Source organism: Halomicrobium sp. HM KBTZ05 (genome assembly GCF_041530035.1).
Taxonomy (GTDB): Archaea; Halobacteriota; Halobacteria; order Halobacteriales; family Haloarculaceae; genus Halomicrobium.
On sequence record NZ_CP168057.1, the window covers coordinates 948964 to 964871 of the forward strand.

Sequence of the window (15908 nt, forward strand, 5' to 3'; positions counted from 1 at the left end):
GCGACACATCTCTCCGCTATACCGACCAAACGTTTGCTGTCGCATCCGGACGACCGAGCGGTCCGGCGGACCCAGCGGGTCGCCGGTAGACTCGCTTTTTGTGCGAGTGGTGGCGAGCACAGGTGGGGTCTAGATAACGCCGGTGACGGTCGCGGCCTCGCGGGCGGCGGGCTCGCTCATCCCGTCGCCCAGGATCGTGTAGCGGTCTCGGATCTCGTGGGCGGTCGTCAGCGCTTCCAGGACGGTGTCGTCGTCGATCCCCAGCTCGTCGGCCGTCGTGGGCGCGCCGATCGAGGCCAGGGCGTCGCGAACGTCGATCCACTGCCCTTTCGCGCCGCTGTGGAGGTACTCGGTCATGATCGAGCCGACGCCGACCTGGTGGCCGTGGAGCGCGGCGTCGGGCGCGATTCGGTCGAGCTGGTGGGAAAAGAGGTGTTCAGCGCCGGAGGCGGGCCGCGAGGAGTCGGCGATCGACATGGCGACGCCGGAGGAGACCAGCGCCTTGACGACGATCCACGACGACTCTTCGAGCCCCTGCTTGATCGAGCCCGCGTTCTCGACGAGCATCTCTGCGGTCATCCGGGCCAGCTCGCCCGCGTACTCCGAGTACTCCACGTTTTTCAGTCGGTGCGCCAGCTGCCAGTCCCGGACGGCGGTGTAGTTCGAGATGATGTCGGCACAGCCCGCGGTGGTCAGCCGCCAGGGGGCCTCGGCGAGGATCTCGGTGTCGGCGACGACGGCCAGGGGCGGCTCAGAGGCGACGCTGTGGCGCGTATCCCCCTCCGGGACCGAGCCGCGTCCGGAGACGATGCCGTCGTGACTGGCGGCGGTCGGCACGGAGACGAAGCCCAGGTTCAGCTCGTCGGCGGCCATCTTCGCGATGTCGATGGCCTTCCCACCACCGACGCCCAGTAGGTAGCCGGCGTCGACCGAGCGAGCGGTCTCGATGACCGACTCGACGGCACCGAAGCTGGCTTCCTCGACGATCACCTCGGCCGGATCTGCGTCGGCGTCCTCGAACTGCGCGACGACGCGCTCGCCGGCCACGCTGTACGGCGTCGGGCTGGCGACGATCAGCGGCCGCCCGGAGAGGTGGATGTCCTCGACGGCCGCGACGGTCTGGTCGAGGACGCCGTGGCCCACCACCACGTTGTGGGGGAGCCTGATCCAGCTCGTTTTGTCGAACATACCCGTGGGTGGTCAGCCAGGCGTGAAAACACTTGTCGTGGCCGGCGATCGTCCCAGGACGGCGGGTCGGTCGCGCGACCGACGCGCGCACTCGTCGATCGTCACCCCGTTTTTTACCGAGTGGGACAGAACTGGACGGACATGGCAACGACGGGCTCACTCGACGAGAGCCGCCGCCCGCTGGCCACGGAACTGCTGATCGTCGTGGCGGCGCTGCTGGCGGTCCAGTTGTGGACCGGGACGCTGTGGCAGCGGGTGGTCGGTCCCGCCGTCCGGAACCTCCCGCTGGCCGACGCGCTCGGTGTCGACGGCCTCGGTGCCTTCCTCGCGAGTTCGTTCGTCTACAGCGGGCCGTTGGTCGCGAGCGTCGTCGTCATCGCGGCCGTCTACGTCCGTGCCCGAAACGTGCCCGTCGGCACGGCGCTTCCGGGCAGATCGGATCTGGCGATGGTTGCACTGGCCGTCGTCACGCCGCTCGTCCTGATCGGCGTGACGGACCTCGTCGGCAACGTCACGAGCGTCCCGTTCAAGACGCTCGTGCTCACGGCCTACGCCGAGCGGGCGTCGGCCACGTTCGCCGCCGGCACGACGCTCGCCAGGGTGTTCGTCGCCGTCCCGCTGGCGCTGGCGCTCAACCAGGTCCTCGTTCAGGGGAGCTTTCGATCGATCACGAGCAGTGACACCGCGATCGCCCTGACGACGCTGCTGGGTGCGTTCGTGCTGGGCGATCAGGGACTGGTCGGCGGCATCGGTGAGACCTCGAAGTACGTCGGCGTCGGGCTGTTCGCGCTCGCGTCGCTCGCTGTCCACGTCTCCCGAACACGTTTCGACGCCAGGTGGATCTGGGCCGTCGCCGCCGTGCCCGCAGTGCTGTTCGTCGTCCTCTCCGGGGTCCAGTGGGTCGCCTCGATCGACTCCATCGCTGCGGGACTGTACGGGCTCGCCAACGTGGCGACGCTCGGAGTGGCCGCCGACACCTACGAGCGGACGGACTCGCTGCTCGTTCCGGCGCTCGCGTACGCGTCACTGCTCGTCGCCAGCGAGGCGGTCGTGTTCCTCTTCGAACCGGGGCCGCTGTGGTAGCGACTCGGCGACGAACTGGTAAACACTCTATAACAATCCGTCCGGGCCTCGAAGAACGGGTGTCATGTCCTGTGTGAACTGCGACACCGACACTCGGGCGTACACGCTCAGAGCCCACGTCCACGACGCCGACTCGGACGTTGACCTGACGTTTTGCTCGACGGACTGCCTGGACCAGTGGGTGTGAGGTGACCGTTTCGGCGCTGTCGCCGACTCACTCGTCGAGCGACGCCAACAGCGCCGTCTCGTCCGCTCGGTCGGGTCCCTCGTCGCGCCCCGTGCGCTCGCTCTCGCGGTGTTCGTCGACCGTCGCCGCCAGTGCTGCCTCGTGTGGCGTCGACGACCAGCCCAGCGAGCGTAATTTCGCCGTCGAGAGCACGTGTGGCGAGGGCCGATACAGCGGGAACGCCGTCGATTCGAGTCCCGCACGACTCAGTTCGCGCTCGCTCACGTCCACTCGTTCGACCGTCGTGTCGCAGGCCTCTGCCAGCAGATCGACCCACTCGCCCAGCGTCGGGACGTGGTCGTCGCCGACGTTGTACGCCTCGCCGGCAGTGCCCGACTCGGCGACGACCCGGAGCGCGCTGGCGACGTCCTCGACGTAGACCAGTTGCCAGAGGCTCAGCCCGTCGCCCGGCACGGCGACGCGGTCGTGGGTGTCCACGCGATCGATCCAGTAGTCGAACCGCTCGGTGTAGTCGTGAGGGCCGTAGACGACCGTCGGACGGACGCTCATCGCCCTGACGCCGCGCTCGGCGGCCGCGAACACCGCCCGGTCGCCCTCGGCCTTCCGCGGCCCGTAGGTCGCCGCCCCCTCCGTAGTCGCCTGCTCGTCCGTACACTCACACAGGGGCGTCTCGTCTTCGCGCTTGGGGACGCGTTCGACGCCGTAGGACGCGCCACTGGAGACGTAGACGTACGCGTCGCAGTCGGCGAACACGTCGGTCGCCTCGCGCACGTCTTCGGGGAAGTAGGCCACGCAGTCGATCACGGCGTCGGGGTCGACCCGCTCGCGAACCGCTTCGAGGTCGTCGCGATCGCGTCGGTCCCCCGCGACGTGTGCGACGCCGGGATCGTCTGCGAAGGGATTGGCGTGGTTCCCGCGGTTACAGATCGTCACGTCGTAGCCGTGCTCGCGGAACTCCTCGACCGTCGCCCGGCCGATGAAGCGCGTCCCGCCGATGATCAGCACCGAGTCCATAGTGGCTCTCTCGGTCGGCGACGGGAAAACGGTTGGTCACTCGAGATACTGCCCCAGGAGATCACCGTCGTGGAGCGCGTCGGGCGGCGTCTGGAACCATCGCGCGGCACGGATCTCGTCGTCGGTCTCACCGAGTCGGTCCGCGTCGGGAATCTCACCGTCGGCACGCGCGTCGTAGACGACGTACTGCGCGGTGAAGGCGGTCTTCTCGTCGCTCTCGTCGACGTAGGACTGTTCGAACACGACCAGCGGCGCGACGATGTCGGCGTCGAGTGTCGTCTCCTCGCGGACTTCCCGCCGGGCCCCACCAGCGAGGGACTCGTCTCGCTCGACCGCCCCGCCCGGGAGGACCCACCCATCAGACCAGTCGTTCTTGACGAAGGCGGTCCGGCCGTTCGGATCACGAACGCGCGCCGCCGCGGTGAGGCCGGTGCCTGCGACGGCCCACTCGCGCATCGACGACAGCGTCTCGGCCGGGAGCCTGATCGTCTGGGACTCGCGTGGTGCATCGAGCGTGGTTCGGTCGAGCGTCATCCGTCAGTGAGCGACAGTACGTCGAGTTCGTCCTCGGGAACCGGATTGGTATATTCAACAGCCTCGTCGGCACACAGGTCCACGAAGTCGGTATCGGTCGTCACGAGGTAGTCAGCATCGTGTTCCCGCGCCAGCGCGACGATGAACGAGTCGTACACGTCGTGATTCTGTTCGGCGCTGACCTCGTAGGCGTCGAGTATCGTCCCTTCGCTGGCCCCAACGAGTCGGGCTGGACTCTGGACGAGAGATTGCACGGCGTTGCGGGCGTCGGTCTCACTGACGCCGAACTGGCGAGTCATAATGTACTGAGCGCGAAACGGATAGTAGTCGAATATCAGCAACACGTTCGGCCCGTCGAGTGCGTCACGAATCCACGGCCAGACGTACTCGTGAGCGGGATGGTCGTCTGTTAATCCAATTGCCAGCACGTTCACGTCGGTGAGAATCTTGACACCGCGCGGGATCGTCTCGCTCATCGATCAGGCGTCGTCCTCGTCCATCGGACCGAACAGTGACGACCCTGCGTCGGTCGGTGTCGACTCCTCCCACATCTCTCGACCGGCCGTCGCCGTTTCGAGACGCGAACTCGGTGCCGGATCGACTGTCAGGACCGATCCGGAGAGCCACGCCGGCACGTCCGTTCCCGGTTCGATCCCCAGTCGTTCACGGACTGGCTTCGGAATCGTGACGCGACCGCGGTCGTCGACGTGCAGCGAGACACGCTCCCCACGTAACTCCTGATCGTCGTCGGGCGTCGTTTTTCCCATTTCGAACCACCTGTTTCCCATTTGACGATGCGGGTGAATAAGCGTTGTGCGAAGTGACCGATCTGAGAGACAGGTGACCTGGTACACGGATTCGACGGCAAGGAATCGTTTCCGGTCATCGTCTTCCCGTGTCGACGATCACCGGTCGGCGACAGCGATCCGTCTCAGTCGTCGCTGGTCGCGATCCCGCTATCGACCGCGCCGGCTTCGGGCGTGGCCGACGCGGGCGGTTCGTTGCGCACGTCGTCGCGGTCGCGCTCTTCGATGACCTCGGCGTAGGCGTCGGGCATCACCTTCACGAAGTCGTCGAGCGCCGCGTCCCACTCGTCGAGCAGCGCCTTCGCGCGCTCCGAGTCAGTGTAGGCGGCGTGGTTCTCGACCAGTCGGGTGATCATCTGCTCGTCTTTCCCTTCCAGCGAGCGAGACAGCGAGACCATCCCGGTGTTGGCTCGCTGCTCGAAGTCGCCGTCGGGATCGTAGACGTAGGCGACGCCGCCGGACATCCCGGCCGCGAAGTTCTTGCCCGTCTCGCCCAGGACGACGATGGCACCGCCGGTCATGTACTCACAGCCGTGGTCGCCGACGCCCTCGACGACGCCCTTGACCCCGGAGTTGCGGACGGCGAAGCGTTCGCCGGCCATCCCGTTGACGTAGGCCTCGCCCTGGGTCGCGCCGTACAGCGCGACGTTGCCGACGACGATGTTCTCGGCGGGATCGAAGGCGGCCGTCTGTGGCGTCTCGACGATCACCTTCCCGCCGGAGAGCCCCTTGCCGACGTAGTCGTTCGCGGTCCCGTCCAGCGCCATGGTCACGCCACCCTGGAGGAAGGCACCGAACGACTGGCCCGCCGTCCCGTCGAGGTCGACGCGGATGGTGTCGTCGGCCAGCCCCTCGGTGCCGTAGGCCTGGCTGATGCGGTTCGAGAGAGTCGCGCCGACCGCGCGGTGGACGTTGTCGATCTCCGTCTCGATCGCGACCGGCTCGCGGTCTTCGAGGGCCGGCTCGGCGGCCTCGATGAGCTCCCAGTCGAGTTGCTCGTCGATGTCGTGGTCCTGCTCGCGGGTCTTGATGCGCTGGTCGCCCTCGGGCTCGGCGACGAGTCCGGAGAGGTCCAGCTTCTTGGCCTTGGGATTCTCGATGTCGTCGCGCTGTCGGAGCACCTCCGCTCGGCCGACCATCTCGTCGATGGTCTCGAAGCCAAGTTCGGCCATGATCTCGCGCAGCTCCTGGGCGATGAAGGTCATGTAGTTGACCACGTGCTGGGGCTCGCCCGGGAAGCGGTCTCGCAGCTTCTCGTTCTGGGTGGCGACACCGACCGGACAGGTGTTCTCGTGGCACTGCCGGGCCATCACACAGCCCGAGGTGACCATCGACGCGGTGCCGAAGATGTACCCTTCCGAGCCAAGCAGCGCGGCGACCGCCACGTCGCGCCCGGTCTTCATCCCGCCGTCGGAGGTGACTCTGATCCGGTCGCGCAGCTCCGTCCCAGTCAGCATCTGGTTTGCTTCGGCCAGTCCCAGCTCCCAGGGGAGGCCGGCGTTCTTGATCGACGTCTTCGGTGACGCGCCGGTCCCGCCAGAGTGGCCCGAGATGTGGACCACGTCGGCGTTTGCCTTCGCGACGCCGGCCGCGATCGTCCCGATGCCGTCCTCGGCGACGAGCTTGACGTTGATGTCGGCGTCGGGGTTGGCCGCCTTCAGGTCGTGGATCAGCTGCTTGAGGTCCTCGATGGAGTAGATGTCGTGCAGCGGCGGCGGGGAGATGAGGCCGACGCCCGGCGTCGCGTACCGGACGTGGGCGATCATCTCGTTGACCTTCTTGCCGGGCAGGTGGCCGCCTTCGCCGGGTTTGGAGCCCTGGGCCATCTTGATCTGGATCTCCTCGGCCGAGGCGAGGTAGTCGCTCGTGACGCCGAAGCGCCCGGAGGCGACCTGCTTTGTCGTACACTCTTTCTCGGTCCCGAACCGCTCCGGGGGCTCGCCGCCCTCGCCGGTGTTGGCGTTGGCACCGATTCGGTTCATCGCGATCGCGTTGTTCTCGTGCATCTCCGGCGACAGCGACCCGAGGCTCATGGCCGCCGTCTCGAAGCGTTCGACGATCTCCGAGACCGGTTCCACGTCGTCGACCGGGATCGACTCGCGGGCCTCGTCGTCGAACTCCAGCAGGCCCCGCAGCGTCTGGAGGTTCTGCTGTTGGTCGTTGATCTCCGCTGCGAACTCCTTGTAGGTCTCGTAGTCGCCCATCCGGACCGCCTGCTGGAGCTTGCCCACCGTGTCGGGGTTCCACTGGTGGTGGATCCCGTCCGACCGGAACTCGTACTCGCCCTGTCGGGGCATGTCCGGCTCTTCTTCGCTCCAGGCGACGTCGTGGCGCTGGAGCAGGTCGGCCTCGATCTCGTCGATGCCGATCCCCTCCGTGCGGCAGGTCGTCCCCTCGAAGTACTCGGCGACGAAGTCCGAGCCCAGCCCGACGGCTTCGAAGATCTGGGCTCCCTGGTAGGATTCGACCGTCGAGATGCCCATCTTGGCCATCGTCTTCAGCAGTCCGTCCTCGACGGCGGTGATGTACGCGCCGATCGCCGCCTCCAGGTCCGCACCGTCCGGTCCGGCGACGAGGTCGTCGATCGTCTGGTAGGCGAGGTAGGGGTTGACTGCGCCCGCGCCGTACCCGATCAGCGTCGCGAAGTGATGCACCGCCCGCGGGTCACCGGACTCTACGACGAGTCCGACGTGGTTGCGCAGCCCGTTGCGGACGAGGTGGTGGTGGATACCACCGACCGCGAGCAGGCTCGGGATCGGGACGCGGTCTTCGCCCGCGGCGCGGTCCGAGAGCACGAGCACGTCGGCGTCGGTCGCGGCCGCAGTCGCCTCGTCGCGAACGTCCTCGATCGCCTCCCGGAGGTCGGTCCCGCTCTCGTAGGTGATATCGAGGACGGTCGACGACATCCCGTTCCCGTCGCGGTCGTCAGACGAGCCCAGCTCCTTGATCGCCGCCGTCTCTTCGTCGCTGAGGATCGGCGAGTCGAGCACGAGCTGGCGGGCGTGTTCCTGTGTCTCGGCCAGCAGATTCCGCTGGTAGCCCAGCCGCGACTCCAGCGAGGTGACGAGCTCTTCGCGGATGTAGTCCAGCGGTGGGTTCGTCACCTGCGCGAACAGCTGCTTGAAGTAGGTAAACAGCGGTCGGTTGAACTGAGAGAGCACCGACAGCGGCGTGTCGTCGCCCATCGAGCCGACGGGGTCTTTCCCCTTCTCGGCCATCGGCTGGATGAGGTGGTCGACCTCGTCGTAGGTGTAGCCGTACATCGCCTGGTGGCTCCGGAGGCCGTCCACGTCGCCGATCGGCGCGTCGGACTCGCGGCTGGCGATGTCGTCGATGTCGACCTGCTCTTGTTCGACCCACTCGCCGTACTTCTCGTCGCTGATGTCCTCGAACACCTCTTCGTCGGGGATGACGCGACCCTCTTCGGGATCGGCGAGGAAGCACTGTCCCGGCTGGAGACGGCCGCGTTCCTCGATCTCGTCGGCGGTGTGATCGAGCGCGCCGGCCTCTGAGGACATCACCAGCGTGTTGTCCTGCAGGATGTCGTACCGGCAGGGGCGCAGGCCGTTGCGGTCGAGCACTGCGCCGACGCGGTCACCGTCGGTCGCGGCGACGAGGGCCGGTCCGTCCCACGGTTCGACGAGCGAGGCGTGGTAGTCGTAGAAGTCCCGCCGGTCGCCCTGTACGTCGTTCATCTCGCCGCGCCAGGCCTCCGGAATGAGCATCCGGAGCGCGTGGGGGAGGTCTCGCCCGTCCTGCAAGAGGAGTTCGAGCGCGTTGTCGACGCTGGCGGTGTCGGACTGGTCGGGATCGTCGATGATCGGCTTGATCTTCTCGATGTCCGACTGCCCGCTCTGCTCGCCGTCGTCGAACGCGTCGCTCTCGATGTCGGTCTCGCGGGCGCGCATCCAGTTGATGTTGCCCTGGATCGTGTTGAACTCGCCGTTGTGGATGATGTTCCGATACGGGTGAGCGAGGTGCCACGCGCCGAGCGTGTTCGTCGAGAAACGGGCGTGGACCAGTGCGAACGTCGATTCGAACCGCTCGTCGCTCAGATCGGGGTAGTAGCCCGACAGCTGTTCTGCCTTCAGGAGACCCTTGTAGACGATCGTCTCGTGGTCCAGCGAGCAGACGTAGAACCGTTCGTGGCCCGCCGGCTCCGTCGACTCGATTTCGTTCTCCAGCACGCGGCGACCGACGTAGAGCTGTCGCGAGAAGGCGTCGCCGGTCGCGCCGGTGGCCGACGTGACGACGACCTGTGTCACGTCCGGCTCCGATTCGAGTGCCGTCGCGCCGAGGTCCTCGTTGTCCGTCGGCACCGACCGCCAGGCCAGCACGTCGAGCCCTTCTTCGGCCAGCGTCGATTCGACGAGATCTTTCAGCGCTGCGGCCTCGTCGTCGTCCTGCGGGAGAAAGAGCGTCCCGACGGCGTACGCGCCGGGCTCGGGGAGATCGACGTCGAGTTCGTCCGCGAAGAACTCGTGGGGGATCTGCAGCATGATACCTGCGCCGTCGCCGGTGTTCTCTTCGGCACCAGTCGTTCCGCGGTGTTCGAGGTTCGCCAGTAGTTCGAGTCCGTCCTGTACCACCCAGTCGTGTGACCCGCCGTCGAGGTCCATGACGACCCCGACACCGCAGTTCGACCGAGTATCGGTCGGGTCCGCGAGCCCTGCGGCGCTCCCGGACTGGTCACTCTGCTGTCGCTCAACCATGTGTGATCCGAGCATAGGGGTTCCCCCACAAGAGGGTGTCCCTGATACAATAAGGGTACACTATACACATTTGCATGAGTATTATTAACATATAAGGGTTTGTGCGGATCGACCATGAGGATCTCCGATATCGTCGGTACGACCGGCCGCTACACGGCAAAAAAGGCAGTTCTGCTGTCTCTCCGCTCGTCGCTAGCGACGGTAGCGTCGCCGATGCGAACGGGAACGCAGCGACAGGCGTGTCGACGACGAACCCAGCGCCGATCTACGGCCAGGTGCCGGACTGCTCGGCGGCGGTCAGCACACGCTCGATGGCGACGACGTAGGCCGCGATGCGCATGTTCGGGAGGTCGTGTTCCTCGTAGGCGTCGACGAGCGTGTCGAACTGCTCGACGATGATGTCTTCGAGCCGCTCGTTGACGGTCTCCTCGTCCCAGTAGAAGCGCTGGCGGTTCTGGACCCACTCGAAGTACGACACCGTGACGCCACCGGCGTTGGCGAGGATGTCGGGGACGATGAGCACGTCCTTCTGTTCGAGCACGTCGTCGCCGTCGGGCGTGATCGGGCCGTTGGCTGCCTCCGAGATCACGTCCGCCTGGACGCCCTCGGCGATCTCTGCGTCGATCGCGTTCTCCAGTGCGGCCGGGACCAGCAGATCCACGTCGAGCTGGAGGAGTTCCTCGTTCGTGATCTCCTCGTCGGCACCGTGGAAGCCGACGACGGAGCCGGTCTCACGCTTGTGGTCTTTCGCTGCGACGGCGTCGAAGCCGTCCTCGCTGTAGATCCCACCGCTGGAGTCCGAGACGGCGACGACCGTCGCACCCATCTGCTCGACGAGCTTGGCGGTGATCCAGCCCGCGTTGCCGTAGCCCTGGATCGCGACGGTGGCGTCGGCGATGTCCTCGCCGAGGTACTCGAAGGCCTCGCGGGCGGCGATGACCGTCGAGCGACCGGTCGCCTCGACGCGACCCTCGCTGCCGCCGCTCGCGAGGTCCTTGCCGGTGATGACGCCGGGCTCGGTCGTGCGCTCGATCGTCTCGTAGGTGTCTTTGATCCAGTTCATCTCGCGCTGGCCCGTGTTCACGTCCGGCGCGGGCACGTCCCGATCCTCGCCGATCAGCGGCGTCAGCTCCTTCGCGAACGCGCGGGTGACGCGTTCGAGTTCGCTCTCGGAGTAGTCGCTGGGGTCGATGATGATACCGCCCTTCCCGCCGCCCAGCGGGATGTCGACCGTCGCCGTCTTGTAAGCCATCCAGCCCGACAGTGCCTTCACTTCTTCACGAGAGACGTTCGGGTGATAGCGAATCCCGCCCTTGTACGGACCGCGGTCGCCGTTGAACTGCGAGCGGTACGCGCGGAACACCTCGATGGAGCCGTCGTCCATCTCGACGGCGAGGTTCGTCTCCAGAATGCGCTCCGGGTTCTTGAGACGGTCGAGCATCCCCTCGTCGACGTCGAGGTACGCTGCCGCGTCGTCTACCTGCTCCTGGAAACTCTCGAACGGGTTTACGTCTGCCATAACTGAATGTTTGTACATCGCCCTTAAAAGATAACGAAACGGTACAGATCCCATGACCGTCCAATATAAAAACATGACGTGATATTCTTCTGATGAATAGGTATTGTTTGGTGGTGCCGATATACCTTGTATGTGGCTATATGACGTACAAGGCAGAGATTGGACAGTCTGGCGGCAACAAGATCCGACTTCTCCCCTCAGTCTGTCGTTTGTCACACGACAGTCTGACGCCCTTTTATGGTGGACCATCCGCCACTCTCTCCCGGGGGCACCGGAGAATGTCACACGCTCCCTCGACCCCATCTTCGTTTCGCCACTGTTGTCGCTCGGTCACTCTCACGTGACAGACTGCGTCGACGACAGCGACGGCTCCGATTCCGTGAGCTGACACCCTCTCTGGTGAGTCGACAGCTCTCGGAACAGTAGCGGGCGGCGTGCTACTGCTCGACCGAGAGCGCGAGCAGTCCCGATACTTCGATCTCGTCGCCGGGCGCAATCGGTTCCGCCTCGCCGGGGCGCACTCGCTCGCCGTTCACTCTGGTCAGATTGTCGCCACGGGTCCTGAGAACGAATCCGTCGTCCGTTCGCTGGAACACGAGATGCTCGTCGTCGATCCACTTGGTCTGTTCTGGCTTCCCACCGTCGCGCAACAGCGAGCGGAGTTGTTCGTCGACCGTCGTTCCGTCTCCGACCGCGATCTCGCGGCCGCCGACCGACAGCGTCAGCGCCGTCGGGACCGTATTCTCGGGGCCGTCGTCGACGGCGTTCTCGCGGAGTCTCGCACCGCACTGGCTACAGAACCGTTCGTTCGTTCCGACGATCTCGCCACAATCTCCACAGTTGGTCAGATCTCGGACGCCACGGACGGCGTCGCCGGTCGTCTGGTCCTCGCGCTCCGCTTTCGCATCGTCGTCCTCCTCTGCGTCGCTCTCGTCGTCTTGCTCGCCACCGGCCAGCCACTCGCCGACTCGATCGGATCGTCGGACGAGGAGTCCTCCGGTGACGACACCGCCGACGACGAGTCCGAGGAGCGGGATCGCCAGCAGATAGATCAACAGTCCGCCGCCGCTCTCGCCAGCGCCTCCGTCGGTCGTCGTCGCGCCGGTTTGCTCGCCGCCCGTGCCCTCGGTGTCGGCCGTGCCGTCGGCGCTCGCGTTCGCGGCTGTCCCATCGCCGGCAGCCGACTCGTCGCCCTCTCGGGTCGGCTTCGGTGTGTCGGTCGACTCGCGCTCGTCGCTCGGCGTCGCGTCGTCGTCACCGTCCGCCGGTGTCGCAGTCGCGTCTTCGCTCTCCGCTGTCGGCGTCGCCGTGTCCGTCGCCTCGGTCGACACCGGCGTGCTGGTCGGCGTCGCCGTTGGCGTCTCCGTCGCCGTCTGGCGTGTCAGGCTCCCGTCGCCGGACAGGGCGGCGAATCGCGTCGTCCGTGTCGGGAACGCCGACCGGTCGATCGACGCGCTGACTCTGTTTTGCTCCGCGTCCACGCTGCCGCCGACCGTCGCCCAGCTCTCGGCCCCGTAGCTCCAGATCGACAGCGCCGACTCGTCGTCGACGTCACCGTCCTCGTAGTGGAGGGCAAGCGAGAGCTCGGTGTCGCTGCCACGCGCCGTGATCGCGGCGGCCCGACCGGCCGACTGCTGTCCGTCCGGGGCGTCCGGGATCGACTCGACGCTCCGGATCGAGGCGTTCCTGATCGGCGTCGCGGAGAGTCTCGTCTCTGCGGCCGTCGATTCGCCCAGCGAGAGCGAGCGGACTCGGTTTCCGTCGCCGCCCGCGACGCCGAGGTCCTCCCCGTTGTCGGCCGCGACTCCGCCGCGGACGACGGCGTTCGTCGTTCCGCGCCCGAGTGAGAGTCCCCGCTGTGCGTTCGCCCGAGCGGTCGGGCCGTTGAGGGTCACGCCGTCGCTGCCGACGACCTCGATTCCGTCCGTGTTCTCGACGGCGGTGACGCCGCTGATCGTCGCGCCGTCCGCGGCCGCCGCCTGGAGGCCGGTGCCCCATCCCGTGACGACGACGTTCTGGATCTGGACGTTCTCGCTCCCGCCGACGTGGATCCCGACCGTCCCCTCGTCCCGGTCACCGCCGGCCAGCGTGTGGCCGTTGCCGTCGATGACGACGCCGTCGCTCCGGATTTCGAGACAGCGATCCACGTCGGTCGCCTCGATCGTGTCCGACAGCTCGTAGGTCCCGCTCTGTTCGATCGTCCGACACTCGTCGATACTCGCGGTCTGGCCCCCGACGACGCCCGGCACCCCGGCTGCGACTACCAGTGCCAGGACGACGAGAGCCACACCCCTGTGTGTGCTGTTGCTGTGTCCCATGGTCCCCTGTGTCCGATCGGCCCCACACCACCCCCGGAGGCCGGTCAGCTACCGTTTCTCACGAGCTAATTCGACATAAAAATTGGTGGCGTACGTCTGTAGTTCAGTCTGGCAGTCGCTTCGCTCGCTGCGGGCACCACTCGCGCAAAAACGTCGGCGAAAAATCCGGTCCTCACTCCGCTCACGGGTCACACAGTTCCCCGTTCGCATTCGAGACTCACCTGCGGTGCGCCTCGCCCCGCTCGGACCGGTGAACCCGCGCCTCCGGCGCGGTACGCTAGTAGCTCTTCGCGAAGTACGCCGTCTCTTCTGCGTCCTCGCCGCAGATGGCACACTCCTCGTGGATCGGCTCCTCGTCGCGGTCGAGGGGGACCATCACGATCTCGGCGGCGATGGCCTCTTTGATCGGCTCCTCACAGTCTTCGTCGCCACACCAGCCACACTTGACGTAGCCGCCGTGCTGGCCGATCGTGCCGAGAATCTCCTCGCGAGAGGTGGCCTCGCGAATCTCGCCTTCCAGCGTCTCCTCGGCGCTGGCGTACAGCTTCGCGAAGACCTCGTCGAGGTGGTCTCGGACGGTGGTTTCGAGGTCCTCGCGGCTCTCGGTGATCGACTCGCCGTCGGGGCGATGCGAGAGCGTGAGTTCCTCGTCTTCGACCTCGTTGGGGCCGATCTCGACGCGCAGCGGCACGCCCTTGAGCTCCCAGTCGTTGTACTTGAAGCCGGGGTTGCGGTGGTCGCGGTCGTCGAAGTGGACGCGAACGCCCGCCTCGTCGAGTTCGGCGGCCACGTCGGCGGCGTACTCCAGGACCTCGTCTTTGGTGTCTTCCTGCCAGATCGGCACGACGACGACCTGCTTGGGCGCGAGCGTCGGCGGCAGGACGAGCCCCTGATCGTCCGAGTGGGTCATGATGAGCGCGCCCATCGCGCGCCAGGACAGCCCCCACGAGGTGGTGTGGGCCGTCTCCTCGTCCTCGTCCTCGTCGACGTAGGTGATGTCGAACGCCTCGGCGAAGCTCGTCCCGAGGTAGTGGGAGGTCGCGGCCTGGACGGACTTGCCGTCGGGCATCAGCGTCTCGACCGTCGTCGTGGTGTGTGCGCCGGGGAACTTGTCGTGTTCGGGCTTGCGCCCCTTCAGCGGCGGCATCGCCAGGACGTCCTCGTACAGCTTCTCGTACTGTTCGAGCCGCGTCATCGTCTCCTCCCAGGCGTCGTCCTCGTCGCGGTGGGCGGTGTGGCCCTCCTGCCACAGGAACTCCTTGGTGCGGAAGAACGGCTTGGTCTCGGTGGCCTCCCACCGGACGACCGAACACCACTGGTTGATCCGCAGCGGCAGGTCGCGGTGCGAGCGCGTCCACTGGGCGAGGAAGGGGGCGATGATGGACTCGCTCGTCGGGCGCACGGCGAGTCGTTCTTCGAGTTCCTCGTGGCCGCCGTGGGTGACCCACGCGACCTCGGGGTCGAACCCTTCGACTACGTCTTTCTCCCGTTCGAGGTAGCTCTCGGGGATGAACATCGGGAAGTAGGCGTTCTGAACGCCGGTGTCCTTGAACCACCCGTCGAGGTGGTCCTGGATCTGCTCCCAGATGGCGTACCCTCGCGGACGCGTGATGATGAACCCGCCCATCGGCGCGTAGTCCGCGAGACCGGCCTTCTGGACGACCTCCGCGTACCACTCGCCGGGACTGTGTTCCTTGCTCTCCGTAATCCCGAGTTCCTGCTCTTCGCTCATACCGAACACTCTGACACCGGGGGGATAAACGCGCTGTGTTTCCACGGTCGCCGCCACTGCCCGTCTTGTCGTCGGTCCCCGGAGCTACGCACCGATCGTCGTCAGCGACGCCAGTGAGTCCGCGAGCCGTCGTTCCATCCCGGCCCCGTCGAAGCTCGGCACCGGGCTGATGTCGACGGCGTAACACTCGTCGTGCTCGTCGACGACGAAGTCGACCCCGATAGCGCGTGCGTCGAACCGATCGAGCAGCTCGCGGATGCGTGTCGCCAGCTGGACGCGGACAGTCGTCTCTTCGAGCACCGGCCGCCGTTCGGTCAGCTTCGTCCTGATCGTCAGCGCCTGCAAGTGCGTCTCGATCCCGTCGTCGAGCGCGTAGTAGCGTTCGACCGACGGCTCGGAACCGACCACCTGCTGGTAGAACTCCGGATCGGCGTCGACCCCCGCCGGCCCGTCCCACCGAAAGCGGTTCTTCCCGACGTAGTCGGCGTCGGGCTTCTTGAACGCGATCGCGGGCACGCGGTATCCGATCTGTTCCAGCGCGTTGAGGACGACGAGTCGACAGGACAGCGCCGTCGTCGGGAAGAAGCCGTTCAGCGTCTCGACGCCGTTGCGGTCCGCATACGAGAGCGCGTCGAAGGCCTGCCGACAGACGGTTCTGTTCGCCAGCGCGTCGAGCGCGTCGATGTCCTCGGGTCGGATCGGCTCACCGGGCGGCAGGAACTCCACGTCGAACCCCCTGGCGGCGAGCCGCTCGGCCGCCCGGCCGAAGACGGCGTCGTCCGGCTCACAGATGACCCCGATCGTATCCATAATCG

The 15908-nt window shown here is 66.5% G+C and carries 11 protein-coding genes; 1 reads left to right on the top strand and 10 read right to left on the bottom strand.

Translation table 11 applies throughout. From position 1 onward, the window contains the following. Positions 1-129 precede the first annotated feature (129 nt). Positions 130-1188, bottom strand: a complete 1059-nt coding sequence (locus ACAH01_RS04940; protein ID WP_170095117.1) for an NAD(P)-dependent glycerol-1-phosphate dehydrogenase — start codon at positions 1186-1188, stop codon at positions 130-132. Positions 1189-1329: 141 nt separating this feature from the next. On the opposite strand from ACAH01_RS04940, the gene ACAH01_RS04945 reads away from it, so the two are divergent. Next, positions 1330-2271, top strand: a complete 942-nt coding sequence (locus ACAH01_RS04945) for a hypothetical protein (protein ID WP_372480440.1) — start codon at positions 1330-1332, stop codon at positions 2269-2271. A gap of 214 nt (positions 2272-2485) precedes the next feature. Here the strand turns inward: ACAH01_RS04945 and ACAH01_RS04950 are convergent, their stop codons facing one another. From ACAH01_RS04950 to ACAH01_RS04990, 9 genes are all read right to left on the bottom strand, one after another. Continuing rightward, positions 2486-3472 carry an NAD-dependent epimerase/dehydratase family protein gene (locus tag ACAH01_RS04950; protein ID WP_372480441.1) on the bottom strand — a complete coding sequence of 329 codons (987 nt, stop codon included), beginning with the start codon at positions 3470-3472 and terminating at the stop codon, positions 2486-2488. A 36-nt stretch (positions 3473-3508) separates the two neighbouring features. Then, positions 3509-4006, bottom strand: a complete 498-nt coding sequence (locus tag ACAH01_RS04955; protein WP_372480442.1) for an NUDIX hydrolase — start codon at positions 4004-4006, stop codon at positions 3509-3511. After that, positions 4003-4482, bottom strand: a complete 480-nt coding sequence (locus ACAH01_RS04960; protein WP_372480443.1) for a type II toxin-antitoxin system VapC family toxin — start codon at positions 4480-4482, stop codon at positions 4003-4005. The genes ACAH01_RS04955 and ACAH01_RS04960 overlap by 4 nt, the downstream gene beginning before the upstream one ends. A 3-nt stretch (positions 4483-4485) precedes the next feature. Then, the gene (locus ACAH01_RS04965; RefSeq protein ID WP_372480444.1) at positions 4486-4773 is read right to left on the bottom strand and encodes an AbrB/MazE/SpoVT family DNA-binding domain-containing protein; all 288 of its coding nucleotides are present in this window, start codon (positions 4771-4773) and stop codon (positions 4486-4488) included. 164 nt (positions 4774-4937) lie between these two features. Beyond that, a complete protein-coding gene (gene gltB, locus ACAH01_RS04970) occupies positions 4938-9524 on the bottom strand; it encodes a glutamate synthase large subunit (RefSeq protein WP_372480445.1) in 4587 nt (1528 codons plus the stop codon). Positions 9525-9789: 265 nt separating this feature from the next. After that, complete coding sequence (locus ACAH01_RS04975) at positions 9790-11043, bottom strand: Glu/Leu/Phe/Val dehydrogenase (protein WP_153554133.1); 1254 nt, start codon at positions 11041-11043, stop codon at positions 9790-9792. Positions 11044-11480: 437 nt separating this feature from the next. Continuing rightward, positions 11481-13361, bottom strand: a complete 1881-nt coding sequence (locus ACAH01_RS04980; RefSeq protein WP_372480446.1) for a right-handed parallel beta-helix repeat-containing protein — start codon at positions 13359-13361, stop codon at positions 11481-11483. Between the two features lie 277 nt (positions 13362-13638). Further along, positions 13639-15093 (bottom strand): proline--tRNA ligase, encoded by a 1455-nt coding sequence (proS, locus tag ACAH01_RS04985; RefSeq protein ID WP_372480447.1) that lies wholly within the window; start codon positions 15091-15093, stop codon positions 13639-13641. A gap of 84 nt (positions 15094-15177) precedes the next feature. After that, positions 15178-15903 (bottom strand): hypothetical protein, encoded by a 726-nt coding sequence (locus ACAH01_RS04990; protein ID WP_372480448.1) that lies wholly within the window; start codon positions 15901-15903, stop codon positions 15178-15180. Between the last annotated feature and the right edge of the window lie 5 nt (positions 15904-15908).

Excerpts from the sequence above, each read along its gene's own strand:
- proS (WP_372480447.1), bottom strand. The coding sequence starts at position 15,093 with ATGAGCGAAGAGCAGGAACTCGGGATTACGGAGAGCAAGGAACACAGT.
- ACAH01_RS04955 (WP_372480442.1), bottom strand. The coding sequence starts at position 4,006 with ATGACGCTCGACCGAACCACGCTCGATGCACCACGCGAGTCCCAGACG.
- ACAH01_RS04975 (WP_153554133.1), bottom strand. The coding sequence starts at position 11,043 with ATGGCAGACGTAAACCCGTTCGAGAGTTTCCAGGAGCAGGTAGACGAC.
- ACAH01_RS04950 (WP_372480441.1), bottom strand. The coding sequence starts at position 3,472 with ATGGACTCGGTGCTGATCATCGGCGGGACGCGCTTCATCGGCCGGGCG.
- ACAH01_RS04940 (WP_170095117.1), bottom strand. The coding sequence starts at position 1,188 with ATGTTCGACAAAACGAGCTGGATCAGGCTCCCCCACAACGTGGTGGTG.
- gltB (WP_372480445.1), bottom strand. The coding sequence starts at position 9,524 with ATGGTTGAGCGACAGCAGAGTGACCAGTCCGGGAGCGCCGCAGGGCTC.
- ACAH01_RS04980 (WP_372480446.1), bottom strand. The coding sequence starts at position 13,361 with ATGGGACACAGCAACAGCACACACAGGGGTGTGGCTCTCGTCGTCCTG.
- ACAH01_RS04945 (WP_372480440.1), top strand. The coding sequence starts at position 1,330 with ATGGCAACGACGGGCTCACTCGACGAGAGCCGCCGCCCGCTGGCCACG.
- ACAH01_RS04960 (WP_372480443.1), bottom strand. The coding sequence starts at position 4,482 with ATGAGCGAGACGATCCCGCGCGGTGTCAAGATTCTCACCGACGTGAAC.
- ACAH01_RS04990 (WP_372480448.1), bottom strand. The coding sequence starts at position 15,903 with ATGGATACGATCGGGGTCATCTGTGAGCCGGACGACGCCGTCTTCGGC.
- ACAH01_RS04965 (WP_372480444.1), bottom strand. The coding sequence starts at position 4,773 with ATGGGAAAAACGACGCCCGACGACGATCAGGAGTTACGTGGGGAGCGT.